Genomic DNA, 20,252 nt, shown 5'->3' with positions numbered 1-20,252 from the left:
AGGACTGCTTATCCTCGCGGGTCCGCAGAGATCACCCTTGCTCCCTGCGATGCCGGAGCGCGTCTTACGACTCGACGAGCGCTTCGAGCTGCTGACGGTCGTACTGCTCCTTGTACCAGCCGCCCAGCGCGAGCAGCTGCTCGTGCGTCCCCTGCTCGATTACATGGCCTTCGTCGAGAACGAGGATATGGTCGGCATGCTGGACCGCCGACAGGCGGTGCGTCGTAATGAGCGTCGTCTTGCCGGCCCGCTCCGTGCGGATGCCCTCGATGATCTCGGCCTCCGTCTTGGCGTCGACCGCGGACAGCGCGTCGTCGAGCATGAGGATTTCCGGATCGGCGATGAGCGCCCGGGCGATGCTCACCCGCTGCTTCTGGCCGCCCGACAGGGCGACGCCCTTCTCGCCGACGAGCGTCTCGAGGCCGTCCGGCAGGAAGCGGATATCCTTGGCGAACGAGGCGCGCTCGAGCGCCCGCTGCAAGTCATCCTCGTTCGCGTCCTCGCGGCCGAACAGGATGTTCTCGCGAATCGACCTTGAGAACAGAATCGGCTGCTGCGGCACGTAGCCGACCCAGCCAAGCAGCCGATCGACGCCGATGTCCGCAACCGAGACGCCGGATACTTCGATCTCGCCCGCGCCGAGCGGGTATTCGCGCAGCAGCTGCTTCAGCAGCGTCGTCTTGCCGCTGCCGGTCCGCCCGACGATACCGAGCGTCTGGCCGCGCTCCAGCTCGAAGGAGATGCCGATCAGGTTGTCGATCGTGGACGACGGGTAGCGGAACGTCACGTCGCGGAAGGCGATGCGCTCCGGCTGGTCCACGGGCGTCAGCGCGGCTGGATCCTCTACGTCCGGCGTGTAGCCAAGCGTCTCGTTGACCCGGTCGAGCGACGCGTTGCCCCGCTGCATGATGTTGATCAGCTCGCCGATGGCGAACATCGGCCAGATCAGCATCCCGAGGAACACGTTGAACGACACGAGCTCGCCGAGCGTAATCTCGCTGCGGAATACGAGGTAGCCCCCGTAGCAGAGGCCGATAATGTAGCTCAATCCCACCAGGATCTTGTTCGTCGGCTCGAAGAGCGCGTCGATCCGGGCGACGGCGATGTTTTTCTGCAATACTTCGTTCGTCTTGGCGTGGAACCGTTCGCGGTCGGCTGCCTCCTGAACGTAGGCGCGGACGACGCGGACCCCCGCGACCGACTCCAGCACCTGGTCGTTCAGCTCGCCGAACGCGTCCTGCGCGCTCATGAACCGCTCGTGGATGAGCTTCCCGAAGTGCTTCATCGCCAGCGCGATGAGCGGCAGCGGCAGCAGCGCCGCGAGCGTCAGCTTCCAGCTGATGAGCCCCGCCATGACGAACAGGATCGTCAGCATGAAAATCGACGAGTCGACCAGCGTCAGAATTCCGAAGCCCGCCGTGTTCGAGATGGCCCACAGGTCGTTGGTCGCCCGCGCCATCAAGTCCCCGGTGCGGTTGCGCTCGTAGAACGTCGGCGTCATCTTCAGCAGATGCCGCATCAGCTTGTTGCGGAGCAGGCGCTCCAGCAGCATCGAGCCGCCGAACAGCTGATACATCCACACGTAGGTGACGGCATACGAGACGACCGTGATCCCGACCCACAGCAGGACGACCTCGTAGAATCTCGGATCGGACAGCGTCCCTTGATGGATCCCGTCGATCGTGAAGCCGAGCAGCTTCGGCGGGATGACCTCCACGATGCCGACCAGCGCGAGCAGGACGATCGCGGACGTGTACCTCTTCCAGTGCAACCGGAAGAACCAGCTTAATTTCTTTAAAACCACCAGCATTGCGTCTCTCCACCCTCTCTCTCGAAAAAAAGAAAACAAAAAGCGTATCGCCCGCAAGCGATACGCTTCTCCCGCGTATGGCAATCGGACATCCTCCAAGGAACGTACGTTCGCATACTGCGGATAAGAAAGGCGCACGATTACGGGAACGTAACCATGCGCCTTGGGATCACGATACCAAGATCAGTCGCGCGCGAATGGATTACGTTCGAAGGTCAAGCCATCTTCGCCATGTGCCGTTACAATCATTGGGTTAAACATGGTTCGTAATCCTCCCTTCGCGTGGTGAAATCTATTTGTCACTTTACCATCGCCAGAAATTGCTGTCAATTGGTTTTCCTCACATTTTACCTGACTTTTACGAACTTCCCGGGGCGGGATCGTACGTTCGGCTCCCTCCGCTTCTCCCCCGCAGCCCTTTCGGCCGGCACGCATTTGTCCCTGCTTTTACCGCTTTGATCCCGCGCATGCGGGGGTATATCAGGAATAAGAGCCATTAGAAGTTCGCGAAAGGGAGGGTCCGGCATGTGGTTCATCGTCGTCTACTTCCTCATCGTGCTGTTCGTGATCGAAATCGCCGTCGTCCTCATGTGGGCGACCGGCCTCGAATACCCGGTGGCGCGGTTCCAGGTCGTGTCCCTGCTGACCAGCACGGGCTATACGACCAGCGAGTCCGAGCTCATACTCGGCCACCCCGTACGCCGGCGGGTCGGGATCTTCCTGATCCTGTTCGGCGCCTTCTCGCTCGCGGTCGTCATCTCTTGCATCAGCACGATCCTGGCGCCCGACTTTCACCTCTACCCGCTCGCCGTCGCCGCCGGCGCCCTGTTCGCCGTGCTCGCCGTCCTGCGGCTGCCCGCGACCCAGCGTTACCTCGCGGACAGGCTGACCCGGACCTTCCAGCAGACGTTCGAGCTGCAGGAGCTGTCGATCGCCGAGGTGCTCATCTGCGAGGAGAGCGATGCGTTCTTGGACGTGCCGATCGGCAAACGGTCGCAGCTCGTGGGCCGGACGCTAAGCGAGGTGTGCCGGGAGCTGAAGGACCTCAACGTGCTGCTCATCAAACGCGGCACCGTCACGATCCGGGACGAGCGCATGCGCACGCCGTTGGAGGCGGGCGACGTGATCTACATTTACGGCAGCAAGGAGGAGATCGACCGCCGGTTCGCCGTCGAGCTGGCCGACAAAAAGTCGATGGAAGCCGACGAGAAGCACGCTTCTTCTCCGCTATAAACGAACCCGGATAGGAGATGCCAGGATGGAACGAATCGAACTCGAGGATCGGCCGATCCGGGAAGCGAGCTTTCAAATGCTGTTCCCGTTTTCGCTTACCGCAGACTGTCACGGCAAAATGAGAGAATCCCTGCTGGACGAAGGCTTCGTCCCGTTCCGACTGGACGACATGGCGCAGCAGGACGCCTACTACGGCCCGAATCACCGGGTGTCCCATCGGAACATGGAGCGCTACTACCTGCCGTTTACGAATCACGTCCTTTTCCCGCACGAGCATCATCCCGAAGGGTTTCAGCGGATGAGCAAAAAGCTCGATCTGCGCGCGGCGCTCCATATGCGCCATTTCGAAGCGCCGTTCGACATCTACTCGGTCGACGTCGTGCTGTGCCCGTTCGACACGGGCTTCATCACGCTGCGCGTCGGGCTGGCGAAGGCGTCGCCCACCTTGACCGAGGCGATCGAATTCGCCGAGCGGCTGCGCGCCCTGCAGAACGCCAAGGACGAGGACGAAGCCCCCTGGGTGGCTTGCAGAGGGGAAGCGTACGCGGAGGTGCAGGACTTCATCTTCAAGGCGATCGTCCCCCATACGGTGCAGTATCTCGACCGGACGCCGATGGACGGCGCTTATTTCGAGAAGCTGCCCTATCTGATCGACGAGCGCATGTACGTCATCGCGTATTACGCGTTTCCCGAGGACGCCCGGATCGGCCTGACCGACCGCTACAGGGCCGCGCGTCTCGACGGCATGGACGAGGAAGGCCGGCCTTACATCAGCGCCAGCCACCTCCCCTACATCGAGCAATATTGCCGCGACACGGGCTTCGACCGCTGGGCGCCGGATACGTACTACATGACCGAGGAAAGCTGCTTTTGCTGCCTTACCACGCTACCCGAGGACCAGGCGGCGAGGGTCGCAAACAAGATGTACGGCGAGTATTATTACGGACTGCTGCTGAACCTGTTCCACCGGATCGTCCTGCTCAAGCTGTCGAACGCCTACTCCCGCGTCCGTCTGGAGCGGACGCCGGCGCAGACCGAGGTGCTCATCCGCGCGATTACGACCTTTTCCGCCAAGTACGACTTTCTCGAAGTCGTCTCGCAGTCGCAGGGCCGGGAAATCTTCGTCCAGATCCGACGGATGTACGGCAACGACGAGCTGTTCGAGGACGTGAAGATGACGCTGACCGATCTGTACAAATATCAGGAGAACGCGACCTCCAAACGCTCGAGCTACCTGCTGACCGTGCTTACGATCTATACGGTCATCAGCGGGATCTACGGGATGAACCAGGTCATCGACGACCTCGAGGGGCCGATCCGCTGGGGCAACATGGGCGGATACTCGTTTTTCCAGTGGCTTGCGCTCATCGTCATCCTGTCGGGTCTTATCGTCGCCTTTCTCTTGACGGGCAATATTTTGTGGAAATGGGGACGCGATCTCGTCAAGCGGCTGCGCGGTTATTCCGGGTCGATCCGATAAATTTCGCCGTCCGCGGTGCATAGGTACAGCTCGCCCTGCCTGTCCTGGCCGAACGAGGTGATGTTGTGCCCGGACGCCAGCAGCAGCCGATTCTCATAGGCATCTCCCTGCGCGGCGGTAGCCCTGAGCGCCCAGATGCTGCCCGTCGCGTAGTCGCCGTAGACGTACCATCCGACGAGGGACGGTACCCTCCGGCCGCGGTACACGAACCCGCCGGTCACGGACTGCCCGAGGTCGCGGCCGTACGTCCACACCGGATCGATCAGCCCGGACGCCTGGCAGCCCTCCGAGGGGCGGTAGCAAAGCGTTCCTTCCTTGACGTTCCATCCGTAGTTGCCGCCCGCTTCGATCCGGTCGATCTCCTCCTGGCGATCCTGCCCCACGTCGGCGGCCCACAGGTCGCCGGTGGCCGTATCGAAGCTGAACCTCCACGGATTGCGCAGGCCGTAGGCGTAGATCTCGGCGGCGCCGCCGCCCGCGGCGAACGGGTTGTCCATGGGGATGCCGTAATGCTGCCGCACCTGCGTGCCCTCGGGACGATCCACGTCGATGCGGAGAATTTTGCCGAGCAGCGACTTCTTGTTCTGCCCGTTTCCGTGCGGATCGCCGCCTTTGCCCCCGTCGCCGGTGCCGATATACAAATACCCGTCCGGTCCGAAGGCGAGCTGTCCGCCGTTGTGGTTCGCATAAGGCTGCTCGAACGTCAGCAGCACGACCTCGCTCGCCGGGTCGGCCGCGGCCGGCGCGGCTCCGCCCCTGGGCGCCGCCGTGTACCGGGCGATGACGGTGTGCGACCGCGTCGTATAGTTGACGTAAAGGTACCCGTTCTCCGCGAACTTCGGATGCAGGGCGAGCCCCAACAGCCCCTGCTCCGCCCCTTCGTCGTATACGCGATCCCGAATGTCGAGGAAGACGCGCGGCTCCGCCGCGCCGCCGGCGTCGTCCGCATGCACGACGCGGCCCGGCTGCTCCGTCACGTACAGGCTTCCGTCCGTCCCCCACGTCATCCCGACCGGCAGCTCGAACGCCTCATCCGGATAAACGCGCGTCAGCTTCACCCCATCGGTTCGCGGTTCTTCCTTTGCCCCTTTGCCCGCCGGCTTGGACTCGCAGGCCGCGCCGCCCAGCAGCAGCGCGACCGCCAGCAGTCCAAGGCCCCGCATCGTTCGTTTCATGCCGCTCCCCCTCTTTTTCGTGGAATGGATCGAAATCCTGGAGGCAGCGCCCCTAGATCACGTTACCCAAACGACCCGCCACTCCCCCAAAGGCTGGATCGCCAAGGCGGTGCCAGGCGCCGATCCGCCGTTGCTCCCCTAAAATACCGAGGCCGAGCCCCCTAAGTACCGAGCCCGAGCTCCCCAAGTACCGAGCCCGAGCTCCCCAAATACCGATTAGTTGTAAATGTACCTCTATTTTCGTCGTGGACCCCGTTAAAACGTTAATTAGTTGCCATTGTGCAACTATTTCTACGTAAAATCGACTTTTGCGGCGAATCGTTCAAGATTAGATGCACGATTGCAACTAATTCGCTTGAAAGCCCGTCGCGAAGCAAAAATAGATGTACGATTGCAACTAACCCTTTCAGCCAGCCTTCGAACAGCCGCGTAGGATCCGAACTTGCTGCAGCGGCAGAGGCCGTCGACTGCTTCCTTCCGCTTCGCCGACGCACTCACGACAGGTGGGCTGCATCGATGCTTCCTTCCGCTTCGCCGACGCACTCACGACAGGTGGGCTGCATCGATGCTTTCTTCCGCTTCGCCGACGCACCCGCGGCTTGGGACACCGCAAACCGACAAAAAGAGCCCCCGGTCTTTGGACCGAAGGCTCCTTCGCAGCGTTTCTTCATTCTCTTGGATGTCGGCCTCGGCGCCTACAGCACCAGCACGACGGCCGGACTGTCGCACCATTCGCAGCGCTCCGGCGGCTCCCAGTCGGTGAACTTCGTCGTCGCCAGGTTCAACAGATCGGGCGCGTCTTCGTATTCGTCGACGAAGTGATCGATGGCCAGCTCGACATGCTCCTTGCATACGCAATACATACAGGGTAATCCTTCCTAGGCGATTATTCCTCGGTCTTCTCGACCAGCTTTACGGCGAGCTCGCTTTTCTTGCCGTCGCGATAATACGTCACCGTCAGCGTTTCCCCGATTTTCTTTTGGTTATACAGGTATTTGCGCAGCTCCAGCGTGCTGCCGATCGCATGGCCGTCCAACTGGACGATCAGGTCGTTGAATTTCAGGCCGGCCTCCTTGGCGGGACCGACGGCCTCCAGCACGACGATGCCCATCTTCACGCCGTCCGGCACCTTGATCGGCGGCTCCGGCTGGTCTTCCGACGCGTCCGGATCCGGCGGCACGTCGCCGCTGTCGTCGCCGCTGCCGTCGTCGCTCGATCCGTCGTCGGAGAGGATGCTGTTGTTCAGATAGGAATCCAGATCCATCGAGTAGACGCCCAAATACGGGCGCAGCACCTTGCCGTATTTGATCAGCTGATTCACGATCGGCATCGCGTCGTCGATCGGGATCGCGAAGCCGATGCCCTCGATGCCCATGTCGGCGACCTTCATGCTGTTGATGCCGACGACCTGTCCGTCCAGGTTGGCGAGCGCGCCGCCGCTGTTGCCGGGATTGATCGGCGCGGAGATCTGGATGACCTCCTCCTCCCAGTCGTAGACGCCGTCCTGGTTCAGCGACACCGGCACGGTCTGCCTCAGATTCGAGACGATGCCGTCGGTGAGCGAAGCGCTGAAGCCGAGCGGATTGCCGATGGCGATGACCTTCTCGCCCTTGCGCAGCTTCTTCGAGTCGCCGAGCTCGGCGACCGTGCTGATGCCTTTGTCGTCGATCTCGAGCACGGCGAGATCGGAGATGGTATCCTTGCCGCGGATTTTGGCCTGCTTTTTCTCCCCGGACTCCAGCACCACCTGCACGTTGGCGGCGTCGGAGATGACATGCGCGTTGGTGACGACGAGCGCCTTGCCGCCTTGCTTCTGGAAGATGACGCCCGAGCCGAGGCTCGCGCTCTGCTCGGCATCCGGACCGCCCTGCTCCTGCCGGCGCTGCGCGTCCTTCGTCTGGTTCACAATGCTGACTACAACGGGTCCCACCTTGGCGTAGGCGGTGATGATCCGGTCGCTGGCGTCCGCAACCGGCTGGGCCGCGACGTTCGCCGGCCTGCTGGCGGGCGTCCCGGGGCGATCGAACGCGAGATAGAACAAAAAGGCGACGAGCAAAGAGCTCGCCATCGATGAGATCAACGCTACCTTGAACATGGAGCCTTGCCGGCTTCCCCGGCTGGTCCGCGGCCACGATCCCGGCGCGCTGCGGGCTCCCCGCCTCACCCGGGTCGAATAAAAGTCGTCTTTAAACCAGCTCATGTGCCGCCACCATCCTTCCGAGAGAGCATCCGCTCTCTACTAGCCGGCCTCTATCAATCGATCGGCAAAGTAGAAGTTTTATCCCAGCTTCGCCGATTCGTCTCCGATCCAAACGTGTCGCCCTTTCCGGAAAAAAAGGCAATGCCGCTCTGCTTCAATATATCGGAATATTTTTAGGGGTTTTGACTAAAATAGTAATAGAATCTTAGAGTCATAGCAAGTGAAGATCCATTAATGATCCTATGCAAAGAAAGGAAGAACGCCCGGATGAAACCTTCCTCGTACTCCTGGTCCTTCGTAGACTTCGCCGCTCAGCTGGCCGACCTCAAGGACGATCGCTACCGCCAGATTTTGGCGCTCAGCACCTTGATCGAGGTGCTCGTGGACAAAGGGATCCTCACCCCCGATGAAATCCGGATCAAAGCGGCCGAGATGGAAGCGGAGCTCGATCAGCTCATCCTCTACTGAGCATAGGGCGAAAGCCCTTGCCGTCATGCCTTTACGAGGTCCCAAGGCGTCGGACGGTCGTAGTAGGTCTCGCACAGTTCGAACTCGTTCTTCTGGTAAAAAAGGCCGTTGTCTTCTAATACTGTATTCACCGTAAGTTTGGCTAAATCCATCAGGTTGTGCTCCTGGCTGAGATGCGCCAGATACACCCGCCGGGTCCGTCCTTCCGCGAGCAGCCGGCAGAGGGCCTCGCCCGCCGCCTCGTTGGACAAGTGACCCGTGTCGCCCAGAATGCGCCGCTTGATGTTCCACGGATAGCGCCCCATCCGGAGCATATCGACGTCGTGATTCGACTCGAGGACGAGCACGTCGGATTGCAGCAGCTGCTCCATCACCTTGTCGCTCACGTAGCCGAGGTCGGTCGCGAGCGTCAGCTTGCGCCCGTCGGAACGAAAGCAGTAGCCGACCGGCTCGACTGCGTCGTGCGAAATGGCGTACGACTCGATCCGCAAGTCGAACAGTTCCATGACGCCGCCGGTGGGCAGCACCCTGCGCTGCGCGTCCGGCAGCTCGCCAACGTGCTTCGCCATCGCGCCCCATGTCTTCTCATTGGCGTAGATGGGCAGCTCGTATTTGCGCGCGAGCGCGCCCAGCCCTTTGATATGGTCGGAGTGCTCATGCGTGACGAAGATCGCGTCCAGCTCGGCGCCGGACACCTCCCGCTCCTTCATCAGCTCCTCGATTTTTTTGCCGCTCAAGCCCGCGTCGATCAGCACCGTCGCCGCGTCCGAAGACACGACGGTCGCATTGCCGGTCGATCCGCTGGCGAGCACCGTAAAACGCAGTCCCATGGCAGATCTGTCCTTTCTCTCCCGCAAAGCCGTACTCGCTTACTCTATTGAACCCCGATCGTGCCGTCCGCCGCAAGCCGCCGGTCCGAAGATCGCAGCCTGCATTGGCCGGCAGATCGCGTCAGGCGTATGTACCCGCGGGCCGCATCCCCTTGCGGCCCGCCGCCCCTAGCCCGTCTGGGCCGGCTGCGCGCTGCCCTTGTCCGTCGACACCTCGCCGTTGATCGCGTTGACGTAGTAAATATCGCCGCCCTCGATGAGAATGCGCCAGGACGGGGAGGATACCTGCGTCTCCGAGTCGAAGATCGGCTGGCCGTGATAGCCGAGCGTCACCTCCTGCACGTTGGCGCCAGCGGGCAAATATTTTTTGAGAATGAGGCTCGCCACCGCCTGGGTGGCGGGAAGCACCTTTTGCTCCGGACCGCTCTCCGAAGGCAGCTCCTCCATCAGATCCTGCCGGTAGGAGCGGATCTTCAGCTCGCTGTAGTATAGCTCGAGCCTCACATCGAAGAAGGGCAGCCCGTCCACCATCCGGTTGAAGGAGTAGTATGCGCCTTCGCGGCTCCCGTAATAGTCGAACCGGTACTTCGACAGGTCTGGGATGACGCTCCCGAGCGCCTGCTGAAGCTCCTCGGTGCTGAAGACGATCCGCGTCTCCTTCGGCGGATCGATCGGCGTCCTCGCGCTTGCGTCCATGCTCGGCGGCTCCTGGAGCTTGTACGTCATCTCCCGGAGCCTGGGCGTCTCTGTCGGAATTTTGCCCGTGATCCGGATTTTCTTCTCATTCATCGCCTGCTGCGCTTCGGGGGACAGGGAGCCGAGGTCGACCGACCGGTCGATCCGCTCCCGCCACTCCAGCCACAGCTGATAGCCGAGCACGACGTTCAGGATCAGGAACGCCAGAATCAGCACGCTTTTCGCCCGTCTCCAGTCCACTTCGACTCCTCCTTCCCTCGCTTGTCGCGATCCGTCCCGAATGGATGCGGCTTATTGGGCGATGCGCACCTCGCCGCTGGCGAGACGCACCGCCCACACCGGCTCGAGCCGCAGTTGATCGTCGGCGAGCGAAGGCCGGTAGGCCGGATAGATCGCCTCGACCATCGCGCCGCCCGCCGCCTGGCGGATCTGCGAGAGCAGCAGGTCGCCCGCGGAGAGCCGCATTTCCTGCTGCTGCTCCGGCTTGGCCTCGAGAACGATCAGCGACCGCTCGTACGACGAGACGAAGCCCTGCTGGATTGTGAGCTGCATGTCGCCGAAGCGGAAGCCTTCGCCCGAGACGATCGGAAATTCATTGTAGTACTGCTGGAACCGGATCGCGTTGTCGCGGCTCGCGCCGCCGCCCGTCTCCGCCGCGCGCACGAGGCGGAACCGGCCGTTCCAGCCGCCGTGCTGGTTGACGAACTGGACCGCGGCCGCGATGTTCTCGGTGAGATCGTCCTTCCCTTCCGCCGGGGCGACGGGGTCCTTGTACGACATCCAGCTGCCCGCTTCCTCGACCTTGAGACCGCGCTTGCTGTCCATGTAGATCTGGGTGCCGTCCTGGGTGTCCTGGATCATCCGGGTCGTGTTCGGATTGGAGAACAGGTTGCGCTGCATCTGGTCCGGCGTATACCTGGAGAACTTGACGGAGAGCCTCGTCACCGGCAGCGATTGATCCGGGATGTAGACGCCATTCGCCCAGTAGCGGTACGGCTTCCAGTACTGGCCGAAGCCGACGCTCTGCTCGACGTCCTGCACCGTCAGATCGGCCCGCGACGACTCGTACACGTTGCGCCCGTCGGTGCTGAAGAAGAACGATCGCACCTCGCCGCTGTCTGGCCTCGCGAAGATCCAGATCCGATTGATCGCGTCCCCGGAGAACAGGAAGTCCGCGTCGATCTTGTACACGCGCCGCAGCAGCTCGAACGGAATCTCCCGGCCGAAGCGCACCTCGATCCCGGCTTCCTCCTTGCGCACCTGCTCCCAGTTCACCTGCTCGACCGGAACGCGCTGGAAGCTTTTGAATTCGCGGCTCACCAGCTTGTCGAGCACCATGCTGAAGAACGTATCGTTCGGGTAGAAGACGGTGTGCTTGTCTTGACCCATGTGGAGGACGAGCTCTTCGGGAAACAGCAGCTTCTCGACCTTCTCCTCGGGTCCGAGCGGCTCCGTCTTCACGTAATCCTGGTCGGTCTTCACCTTCGCGTCCATGCTGGGCATGCTGTAGGCGAGGAAGTAGCTCTGCACGAGGCTGAGCCCGACGAGTAGGACCAGCAGCAGCGATTTGAAGCGCTCGATCATGCCGGCTCACCCCCTTCGAGCACCGTCGGCAGCAGGATCGTGACGGTCGTGCCGACGCCGGGCTCGGACTCCAGCACGATCGTGCCGCCGTGCGCCCGCACGATTTCCCGGGCAATCGACAATCCGAGCCCCGTGCCGCCCATATTGCGCGAGCGGGCCTTGTCCACCCGGTAGAACCGGTCGAAAATGTGGGCGAGGTCCTTCTTCGGGATGCCTATGCCCGTGTCCCGGACCGACAGCGACAGCTGGCCGCCCTCGCCGGTGCCCGCCGCCAGGTAGATCGACCCGCCGTCCAATGTGTACTTGATCGCGTTGGAGACGATGTTGTCGAGCACCTGATCGATGCCGTCGCGGTCGACCCACACCTGGTTAATGCCCGGCTCCAGATCCACCTTGACGGTGATCGCCTTCTGGCGAAGCTGGAGCGAAAAGCGGTCGACCACGTCCTCCATCATCTCGCCGACGTCCGTCATCTGCCGGCGCAGCTGCGCCTGGCGGGAGTCGAAGCGCGACAGATGGAGCAGGTCGTTCACGAGGCGGATCATCCGCTCCGTCTCGCTGCGGATGACGCCGACGAACCGCTCGGCGAGCGGCGGCTCCTCGAGGGCGCCGTCGTCCAGCGCCTCGGTGTAGCTCTTGATCGTCGTGAGCGGCGTACGCAGCTCGTGCGATACGTTCGCGACGAACTCGCGCCGCGAATGCTCGAGCTTCTCCGCCTCGGTCACGTCGTGCAGCACGGCGATCGCGCCGACGACGCCCTTGTCCCGGCGGCGGATCGGCGTGAGCGCGACGCGGAAGACGAGCTCCTCCTCGTCTTCGCGAATCTCCCGCTGAATGAGGAAGGTCGATTCCTTGCCCTCCAGCGTCTCCGAGATGGACGCCTTGTCGATGCTCAGGCATTCGGAGACGGTCATGCCTTCGATCTGCTCCAGGCCGAGCATCGTCCGGGCCCGCCGGTTCGCGACGATGACCCGGCCGATCTCGTCCGTAGCGAGGACGCCGTCGTTCATGTTGGAGAGGATGGAAGAGAGCTTCTCGTTCTCCTCCTCGTTGATCGACAGCGCCTCGCTCAGCCGGTCGGTCATGTCGTTAAACGCCGTGCTGAGCTGTCCGATCTCGTCGTTGCCGAGCACGGGCACCCGCTTGTCGAAGCGCCCCTCCGCCACGGCGGCTACCTGCAGCGTCAGCGCCTTGATCGGGCTCGTGATCGTGCCCGAGAGCAGGATGCCGAGTACCGCGGTGAGGCCGAGGGCGATCAGCATGCCCGAGACGAAGATCCGGTTCACCCGCTCCACCGTCTGGTACAGCTCGGTCATCGACGCGGACACGTAGACCGCGCCCACGACCTTTTCCCCGCTCATGATCGGCTTGGCGATCACCTTCTTGCGGACGTTCCCTTCGTCGATGATCTCCTCGGCGTTGTCGCTGACGCCCTGCAGCGCGCGGCTGACGAGCAGCGACGTGTTTTTCCGCCCCACGTACGATTGCTGCTCATCCTGCGAGGTCGTCAGCACCCGCCCCGTCGCATCGAGCACCTGCGCATCCGTCCCGCTGTTGCTGAACATGCTCCTGACCAGCTGCCTCAGCGACGCGTTCGTGTCCTCCGTCCGGTTGTCCGCGCCTTCCTGCTTGCCGAAGTCGGACGACCCGAGCATGACGGAGAGCAACTGGGCCTGGGCGTTGACGCTGATCGTGAAGGAATCGATCAGCGACTTCTTCATGGTGCTGATAAAATAAACCCCGATCAGCTGGACAGCGATCAGGATGAGCAGCAGCACCATGACGATGAGCTTGGCTTGGATCGTGCGGAACGGGCGGAACAGCTTCATCCGCCGTACCCGCCCGACATTTTCGGATTGCGCATCAGATAGCCGAGCCCGCGCCGGGTCATGATGATCTCCGGCTTGCTCGGATCGTCCTCGATCTTCTCCCGCAGGCGCCGGATGGTCACGTCGACCGTCCGGACGTCGCCGAAGTATTCGAATCCCCATACGGCCTGCAGCAGATGCTCGCGCGTCATCACCTTGCCGCTGTTGCGCGCGAGGTAGTGGACGAGCTCGAACTCACGGTGCGTGAGGTCGAGGGGCTGCCCGTTCTTGTACACGACGTACATGTCCGTGTCGATGAACAGGTTGAACAGCTTAAGCCCCTGGCGCTCGGCCTCCGCCGAAGCCGCATCCTCTTCGCGGGGCGAAGCGTCCAGCTTGCGCTGGCGCCGCAGATGCGCCTTCACCCGCGCGAGCAGCTCGCGGGTGCCGAACGGCTTGGTCACATAATCGTCGGCGCCGAGCTCGAGGCCCAGCACCTTGTCGAGCTCGGTGTCCTTAGCCGTCAGCATGATGATCGGCGTGGACAGCCGGCTGCGCACCTCGCGGCAGACGTCCATCCCATCCTTGACGGGCAGCATGAGGTCGAGCAGGATGAGGTCCGGGTCCGTCTCGAAGGCGAGCTTCACGGCTTGCTCGCCGTCGAAGGCGCATACGACCTCGTAGCCTTCCTTCTCCAGGTTGAACTTCAATATATCGGCGATGGGCCGCTCGTCGTCGACCACCAGAATTTTGCCAGGCATGCGTTTACCGGCCTCCCTTGCCGAGTCGTGCGGAATAGGCGAAGCTTCGCGCCTCATCCTTTCCGCATGGCCTCCGATCACAAACGTTCCGCCCTCTTCGAACAGACGGCACAGCCGTTTTTGCTTGACCATTTAGAATTTATAAGTTTTACGCTTATCCATTTCAAAATGGTCTCCGATAAAATGTCTCGCCCTCATCCGAGGACGGCGAAGCCGTTTTTACTTGATCATACAGAATGTATAAGTTTTACCCTCTCCATTTTTGTATGACCTCCGATAAAAACGTGTTGCCGTCCGGGAAGACGGCAAAGCCGTTTTTACTTGGAAGCTTGTTTCTTCTTTACATTTTAACATATCGCGCACATGAGCCCAACAAGAAACGCCTTCCGACGGGGTGTGTCAGAAGGCGATCCGGTGGGTAAGGATGGAAGTAAAGATTAAAGATAGCTGGTCGGGTTCTTCAGCTTGCCGTTCAGGTACACTTCGAAGTGCAGATGCGTGCCGAAGGAATGGCCGGTATTGCCCATGATGCCGATGACGTCGCCCTTCTGCACGACTTGGCCCTTCTTGACGAGCAGCTTGCTCATATGGCCGTACACCGTCTTAAAGCCGTTCTGGTGATCGATCGTGATCGAGTTGCCGAGCCCGCTGATGCCGGTGCCGGATGTGGTGACGATGCCGTTGTCGGCGGCCAGGATGTTTTTGTTGCCGATCATGTCGATTCCCTTGTGCGTCCGGCCCCAGCGTTGGCCCTGGTAGCTGGTGATTTTGGCGCCTTTGACCGGCCATGCGAACTTGCCTGTACCCTCGCTCGGCGTCACCTTCGTCCCTTTGAGGATAACCGTCGAGATCGGCGGCGTCAGGACGGTAGAAGAAATCTGTTCTTCCTCGACGATGTTGCCGTTCTGCTTCAACAGATGGTATGTGACGAGGCGCTTGCCGTTCGTGCCCTGCCGGACGACCTTGGACTTGCCGGCCTTGAGTTCGTCCGACTTGCGAATTTCGACCGGCGGGTCGATGACTTCGACCTCGGTCACCTGCTCGTCCGAATTGACGGTGAGCAGCGGCTGCTGCACGGTCAGATCGAGCTCGTCGCCGACTTTGATCGCGTCGTCGACGATCCAGGGGTTGTTCTTGTAGATGAGATCGGACGATATGTTTTGCGCGTGGGCGATGCATCCGATGCAGTCGCCTTGCTTGACGGTATAGATGCGTCTTTTCGTGTCGCCGTTAACGATCGTCTTGTACAGCGCTTCCGGATCGCTGATCTGATCCGGGTTGACCGTGACTTCCTCGGTCTTGACCTCCTCCGAGAAGCTCACGTTGTGCACCGTCCGCTGCGTCGAGCCGACTGCGGCCGTCTTGGTGAAGGAGAGCGCTTTGACGGGCGCATCCGCCTTCTTCGCCGCCGGGACCGGCGCGTATTTGTTCTTGACGCGGAGGAGCAGCTGGTCCGCCGTCTCCTTGTCCTTCACGACGGCGATGGCCTTGCCGTCGACGATCAGCTTCACGCCGATCGCGTGCGACTTCAGCTTGCTCGACAGCGCGGCGAGCGTCGCTTCGTCGTCGGGCGTCTTTTTGAACGCGCGCTTCTCTTCATAGGAGACCTGGGGGTCATCGAGCTTGTAACGCACGTTTGTGTCGGCCTGCTCGAGCTGGGCGGCCTTGTCGGCGATCAGCCCTTCCACGAGCTCCTGCTTGCTGATCTCGCCGATCGGCTCGCCCTGGAGCATCACTTGGTAATAGGTTTGTTTGTTGGCTTCTACATATCGCGTGGCGCCGACAAAGATGCCTGCGACCGCGAGGGCGGCGGCGCAAGTGACGAGGATCGGCGTTCGGTAATGGCGTTTATTCGTAGGCGTACTCGGTAGCGCATGTGTTTCGACGTTCAAGGTGGGGGTCCGACGAGGACGGAGCCGATCCCGCAGCGCGGCGGCGACATTCCGAATTCGGCCCGATTTCTTGAAATCGGTCATGTTCTTCTCCTTTTCGCTATCTTTTTACGGATTCTGGCATAGCACGCCTCTAACTTTAGCATAACGCCTGAGAACCTATCAATTGAACCGAGCTTAGAATTCTCTCATAAATAGGAAAAACCGCCGGCGATCGGCGGTTTTGCGCTTCGTTATTTTTGTCGTTCCATGGCGCTAATCTTTACTGCGCGGCCGCGCCGGACGGCGGATTCAGCATGTCCATCATTTGCTTCAGCTCCTGCTCGTTCAGCGCAAGCTTCAGGAGCGCCTCCACCTTCGGAAGCTCGTCCGCCGTCAGTCCGTCGTTCAGATAGCCGGTCAGCTGCTGCAGCTGTTCGCTGCTGAGCTTGGACACGACGATCGAGTAAAGCTTCTGCTTGTCCTCGTCCGAGAGAGCGGCCGCGGCATCGTCCGGCTTCCAGACGGGGACGGACCCGTCCGGACTCGGCGAAGCCCCAGCCCCCGCCTCCGGTGCGCCGTCCGGAAGCGTGTCTCCCGGGGTCGGCGAGGCACCGGGATCGGCCGAGGCCGGATCGGTCGCCGGGCTCGGCGACGGCGAGGACGCGGGCTCCGGCGTGTCCTCGGGGGTCGGCGTAGGTGTGGCTGTAGGTGTGGCTGTAGGCGTGGCTGTAGGTGTCGGCGTCGGGCTCGGCTTGGTTGTCGCGCCGGCTTCCTTCGTCCCGGAGCTTCCGTCGCCTCCCGCTCCCCACAGCGTCCCCCAAATGCCGGAGAGCGCGAACGGCTTCGTCTCCAGCGGAATGTCGAACTGCTTCAGCGCGGTCTGAATATAGCTATTCACGATATAGCCGGTCGTCCAAATGCATAGGAAGCTGAGCAATAATGCCGTTGCGACCAAGCGGGCGGCCCAGCCGATCCATTTCCACCACATGATGATGTCCTCCTGCTTCGATTTCATAGTTTTAGTATGGGCAAACCTCCTCTCTCGCATTCTTTTTCCGCGCAAAAAAAGACTCCCAAACGCGTCGGGAGCCTTGGCATGTTGCTAGAGGCGCTATATTCGGAGACGAATCTTGGACAGCTTCGTCAGGACGAACGTGATGACGATGAAGGCGACGACGAAGCCGATATCGTAGCCCAGACGCTCGTTCGCGTCGAACATCGTGGCGGAGAACAAGCCGGCCAGCATCGACAAGACCAGGACGAACAGGATGCGGATGGCCCGCTCCCACGCCGGCAGGACGACCAGCTTGCCGTTGTTCTCGGTGCGGTTGCGTTCGTACGCGAGCATGCCGCAGACGAAGGCGGCGACGATCAACCCTGCAAAGCCCAGCGCCTGGAACCACGAAAAGTCTTCGTAGGACAAGGTGAGGTAACGCGGCAAGTTCAGCAGCTCCTGCAGCCGATTGCCGGCGTCGGCGGGAATGCCGCCCGCGATCGTGCGCTGCCCCGGGGCCGGATACAGGTCGATCCCGTGCAGGCGAAGCGAGTAGGCCACGAGCTGGCCCAGGACGATCGGCAGCACCATCGGCACGATGGACAGGATAATTTGCGATGGCACGCTGCCGGCGATCGTCCCGACGAACAGCGCCAGCGTGTAGATCCCGGCCAGCAGCAGCCACGAATAGCCGAGCTGCGCCAGATGATAGACGAGGCTGAAATACGGCGCCATCGGCGAGCTGAGCACGACGATGGCGTCGATCAGCGTGTTTAACAGCAGCGTCCCGGCGAGAAGGGCGGCACCGAGCAGCCACTTGTGCAGGAATATCGTCCGGCGGGCATACGGCAGGGCGAACAGCAGCTCCTGCGAGCCGTTGCGCCGCTCCGTCCCAAGCTGCACCAAGGCGAGCACGAAGATGGCGAGGAACAGCCATATGCGTCCGACCGACTCGAACGAGCCGAAGTCGTAGGCGGCCGGCACGGGGTCCATCATACTGCGGAGATGACTTACGTCCCTGGCAACCATGTTGGGGTCGGTGAACAGCCATTTGTTCATCCGCTGCAGGCCGAGCGCGAGGAAGTGCACGATCGGCACGGCAAACAGGAACAATCTCGCCTGCGCGTATTCCCTTTTCCACAGCGCGCTAACCCACATCCGTCTCGCCTCCCACCTTCCAAACGTACAGATCGTCGAGCTTCACCGGCAGCGGCTCGATCAGCAGCGGCTCCATGCGCTGTAGCTCTTCGTAAGCGCCGCTGGCAGGCTCCGTGTTCAGCAGCAGCGTGTAGACGCGGCCAATATGGTCCAGCACGTAAACGTGACGGCCGGCGAGCCATTCCTCCGGCGCGTCTCCCGCAAAGACGACCTGGAGCTTGGCGACCCGACCGCCCGCCACGTCGTCGGTCACATGAGATTCGACCGCTCCGTCCTTCAGGAGGAGAATCGTATCCGTCATCCGCTCCAGCTCCTCCAGCAGGTGGGAGGAGATGATGAGCGCCGTCCCCTCGGCGGCGGCCTCCATCAGCAGCGAGAGCACCTGCTTTTTGGCGATCGCGTCGACGCCGTTGGTCGGCTCGTCGAGGAGGATATAGTTCGCCTTGGTCGCGAGTCCGAGCGCGGTGCTGAACATCATCCGCATCCCCTTGGAAAAGTGGCGGACGTTGCGGTCGATCGGCAGCTTGAGGCGCCGCATCGTTTCTTTGAAATAGGGCATGTCGAATCGCGGATAGACTTGCTCGTACAGGTCGGCGCAGCCCCAAGCCGTGTAGCCGAACCAGCCTTCCGGCGAGTCGGGGACGAAGACGATCTCTCGCTTGAGCGACGGCTCGCGGTGAACGGACCGGCCTCCGAGCTCGACCGTTCCGGAATCGGGATCCATGATGCCGGCCATCGTCTTCAGCAGCGTCGTCTTGCCCGTGCCGTTTCGCCCGATCAATCCGGCGACCTGTCCCTGCGCGACGGCAAACTCGACCTGCCGCAGCACCGGTCTCCGGTCGATCGTCTTATGTAGATTGCGGACGGTTAGCATCGTCATCCCTCCCGTATCGTTGAAGCTCCTCGCCGAACCACTCCGACAGCTGCTGGCTGCCGATCCCCAGATGATGCGCCTCCACCGCGATGCGCCGCAGCTCCGCGCGCAGCTGGCGCACCCGTTCCCGTTCCATGCCGCGCTCCTCTGCAGGCTTTGCAACAAACGCGCCCTTGCCCCGCTGCGAGGCGACGACGCCCTGCCGCTCGAGCTCCTGGTACGCCTTGGCCACCGTATTGTGATTGATCAGCAGCTGCGCGGACAGCTCGCGAACGGACGGGATCTTGTCCCCCTCCCGCAGCGCGCCCTTGGCGATCAGCTCCTTGAACGCCTCCACGATCTGCTCATAGATGGGGATCATGCTTCTCTCATTGATCTGAATCATGGGGCATTCATTCAGCTCCTCCTGCGCGGCTCGCTTGGCGTCTGGTTCTTGTATGTATGGCGTCTGGTTCGTCTGGGTTGTTGCTCGTATGACGTCTAGATTGTTACTCTTATGGCGTATGGTTCGTTGCTCAATGGCGTCTGGTCCGGCGTTGAGTACTTAATCTTTCTCCAACTGTACTACTTTAACTAGTACACATTGTACAGTCGTCGTCATTGAATTGCAAGCGTCCCCCCGGCAAAGCCTCACATTTTAAGCGACGGATGTGCGTATATAGACTACCTACTTTGGCGGTTGGTGTGCTCATGCGGCGGATGTGCGTATGTAAACTACCTACATTGGCGGTTGATGTGCTCATGCGGCGAATGTGCGTATGTAAACTACCTACATTGGCGGTTGATGTGCTCATGTGGCGGATGTGCGTATATAGACTACCTACTTTGGCGGTTTGTTCGCTCATGCGGCGGATGTGCGTATGTAAACTACCTACATTGGCGGGCGGTGCACTCATTCGGCGGATGTGCGTATGTAAACTACCTACTTTGGCGGTTGGTGTGCTCATGCGACTGATGTGCGTATGTAAACTACCTACTTTGGCGGTCGGTGCACTCATTCGGCGGATGTGCGTATGTAGACTACCTACTTTGGCGGGCTGGTGTGCTCATGCGGCGGATGTGCGTATGTAAACTACCTACATTGGCGGGATGTGCGCTCGTGCGGCGGATGTGCGTATGTAAACTACCTACTTTGGCGGTCGGTGCATTCATGTGGCGGATGTGCGTATGCAAACTACCTACATTGGCGGGCTTTGCGCTCGTGAGACGGATGTGCGTATATAGACTACCTACTTTGGCGGTTTGTTCGCTTGGGCGGCGGATGTGCGTATGTAGACTACCTACTTTGGCGGGCTGGTGTGCTCATG

19 protein-coding genes are annotated in these 20,252 nt (G+C 61.4%); 3 read left to right on the top strand and 16 right to left on the bottom strand.

Annotation, left to right across the window (positions count from 1 at the left end):
- Positions 1 to 64 precede the first annotated feature (64 nt).
- A complete protein-coding gene (locus LKX83_RS30315) occupies positions 65 to 1,810 on the bottom strand; it encodes an ABC transporter ATP-binding protein (protein ID WP_227886739.1) in 1,746 nt (581 codons plus the stop codon).
- 525 nt (positions 1,811 to 2,335) lie between these two features.
- On the opposite strand from LKX83_RS30315, the gene LKX83_RS30310 reads away from it, so the two are divergent.
- Together LKX83_RS30310 and LKX83_RS30305 are read left to right on the top strand one after the other, a co-directional pair.
- Positions 2,336 to 3,043 carry a TrkA C-terminal domain-containing protein gene (locus tag LKX83_RS30310; RefSeq protein WP_227886738.1) on the top strand — a complete coding sequence of 236 codons (708 nt, stop codon included), beginning with the start codon at positions 2,336 to 2,338 and terminating at the stop codon, positions 3,041 to 3,043.
- A 25-nt stretch (positions 3,044 to 3,068) separates the two neighbouring features.
- Positions 3,069 to 4,523: a magnesium transporter CorA family protein gene (locus LKX83_RS30305; protein ID WP_227886737.1), complete on the top strand. Its 1,455-nt coding sequence runs from the start codon at positions 3,069 to 3,071 to the stop codon at positions 4,521 to 4,523.
- Here the strand turns inward: LKX83_RS30305 and LKX83_RS30300 are convergent.
- From LKX83_RS30300 to LKX83_RS30290, 3 genes are all read right to left on the bottom strand, one after another.
- Positions 4,502 to 5,698, bottom strand: coding sequence for a PQQ-dependent sugar dehydrogenase (locus tag LKX83_RS30300; protein ID WP_227886734.1), 1,197 nt, complete (start codon positions 5,696 to 5,698; stop codon positions 4,502 to 4,504). The genes LKX83_RS30305 and LKX83_RS30300 overlap by 22 nt on opposite strands.
- Before the next feature lie 695 nt (positions 5,699 to 6,393).
- On the bottom strand, positions 6,394 to 6,561 hold the full coding sequence (locus LKX83_RS30295) for a CxxH/CxxC protein (protein ID WP_227886732.1): 168 nt from the start codon (positions 6,559 to 6,561) through the stop codon (positions 6,394 to 6,396).
- A gap of 23 nt (positions 6,562 to 6,584) precedes the next feature.
- Positions 6,585 to 7,898, bottom strand: a complete 1,314-nt coding sequence (locus tag LKX83_RS30290; RefSeq protein WP_227886730.1) for a S1C family serine protease — start codon at positions 7,896 to 7,898, stop codon at positions 6,585 to 6,587.
- A gap of 267 nt (positions 7,899 to 8,165) precedes the next feature.
- Between LKX83_RS30290 and LKX83_RS30285 the strand changes: the two genes are divergently transcribed.
- The gene (locus LKX83_RS30285) at positions 8,166 to 8,366 is read left to right on the top strand and encodes a hypothetical protein (RefSeq protein WP_185672219.1); all 201 of its coding nucleotides are present in this window, start codon (positions 8,166 to 8,168) and stop codon (positions 8,364 to 8,366) included.
- A gap of 23 nt (positions 8,367 to 8,389) precedes the next feature.
- Here the strand turns inward: LKX83_RS30285 and LKX83_RS30280 are convergent, their stop codons facing one another.
- The 12 genes from LKX83_RS30280 to LKX83_RS34075 form a co-directional block, all read right to left on the bottom strand.
- Positions 8,390 to 9,196, bottom strand: a complete 807-nt coding sequence (locus LKX83_RS30280) for an MBL fold metallo-hydrolase (protein WP_227886729.1) — start codon at positions 9,194 to 9,196, stop codon at positions 8,390 to 8,392.
- A 168-nt stretch (positions 9,197 to 9,364) separates the two neighbouring features.
- Positions 9,365 to 10,132, bottom strand: coding sequence for a two-component system regulatory protein YycI (yycI, locus tag LKX83_RS30275; protein WP_227886728.1), 768 nt, complete (start codon positions 10,130 to 10,132; stop codon positions 9,365 to 9,367).
- A gap of 51 nt (positions 10,133 to 10,183) precedes the next feature.
- A complete protein-coding gene (locus tag LKX83_RS30270; RefSeq protein WP_227886727.1) occupies positions 10,184 to 11,476 on the bottom strand; it encodes a YycH family regulatory protein in 1,293 nt (430 codons plus the stop codon).
- A complete protein-coding gene (gene walK, locus LKX83_RS30265) occupies positions 11,473 to 13,305 on the bottom strand; it encodes a cell wall metabolism sensor histidine kinase WalK (RefSeq protein WP_227886726.1) in 1,833 nt (610 codons plus the stop codon). The genes LKX83_RS30270 and walK overlap by 4 nt, the downstream gene beginning before the upstream one ends.
- Positions 13,302 to 14,045 carry a response regulator YycF gene (yycF, locus tag LKX83_RS30260; RefSeq protein ID WP_227886724.1) on the bottom strand — a complete coding sequence of 248 codons (744 nt, stop codon included), beginning with the start codon at positions 14,043 to 14,045 and terminating at the stop codon, positions 13,302 to 13,304. Before yycF ends, walK begins: the two co-directional genes overlap by 4 nt.
- A 437-nt stretch (positions 14,046 to 14,482) precedes the next feature.
- Positions 14,483 to 16,021 carry a M23 family metallopeptidase gene (locus tag LKX83_RS30255; RefSeq protein ID WP_227886718.1) on the bottom strand — a complete coding sequence of 513 codons (1,539 nt, stop codon included), beginning with the start codon at positions 16,019 to 16,021 and terminating at the stop codon, positions 14,483 to 14,485.
- A gap of 178 nt (positions 16,022 to 16,199) precedes the next feature.
- A complete protein-coding gene (locus LKX83_RS30250) occupies positions 16,200 to 16,907 on the bottom strand; it encodes a hypothetical protein (RefSeq protein ID WP_227886715.1) in 708 nt (235 codons plus the stop codon).
- A gap of 123 nt (positions 16,908 to 17,030) precedes the next feature.
- Positions 17,031 to 18,071: a hypothetical protein gene (locus LKX83_RS30245; protein WP_227886713.1), complete on the bottom strand. Its 1,041-nt coding sequence runs from the start codon at positions 18,069 to 18,071 to the stop codon at positions 17,031 to 17,033.
- Positions 18,061 to 18,945, bottom strand: coding sequence for an ABC transporter ATP-binding protein (locus LKX83_RS30240; protein ID WP_227886711.1), 885 nt, complete (start codon positions 18,943 to 18,945; stop codon positions 18,061 to 18,063). Before LKX83_RS30240 ends, LKX83_RS30245 begins: the two co-directional genes overlap by 11 nt.
- Positions 18,920 to 19,330: a GntR family transcriptional regulator gene (locus LKX83_RS30235; RefSeq protein WP_227886709.1), complete on the bottom strand. Its 411-nt coding sequence runs from the start codon at positions 19,328 to 19,330 to the stop codon at positions 18,920 to 18,922. The genes LKX83_RS30240 and LKX83_RS30235 overlap by 26 nt, the downstream gene beginning before the upstream one ends.
- Positions 19,331 to 19,514: 184 nt before the next feature.
- Positions 19,515 to 19,943: a hypothetical protein gene (locus LKX83_RS30230; RefSeq protein ID WP_227886707.1), complete on the bottom strand. Its 429-nt coding sequence runs from the start codon at positions 19,941 to 19,943 to the stop codon at positions 19,515 to 19,517.
- Between the two features lie 22 nt (positions 19,944 to 19,965).
- Positions 19,966 to 20,097 carry a hypothetical protein gene (locus LKX83_RS34075; protein ID WP_255654994.1) on the bottom strand — a complete coding sequence of 44 codons (132 nt, stop codon included), beginning with the start codon at positions 20,095 to 20,097 and terminating at the stop codon, positions 19,966 to 19,968.
- Between the last annotated feature and the right edge of the window lie 155 nt (positions 20,098 to 20,252).

The sequence above is a fragment of the Cohnella baijiui genome, from assembly GCF_020731285.1.
GTDB lineage: Bacteria > Bacillota > Bacilli > Paenibacillales > Paenibacillaceae > Cohnella.
Note: the sequence above shows the minus strand (reverse complement) of the source record. Positions and strands in the feature narration are given on the sequence as shown.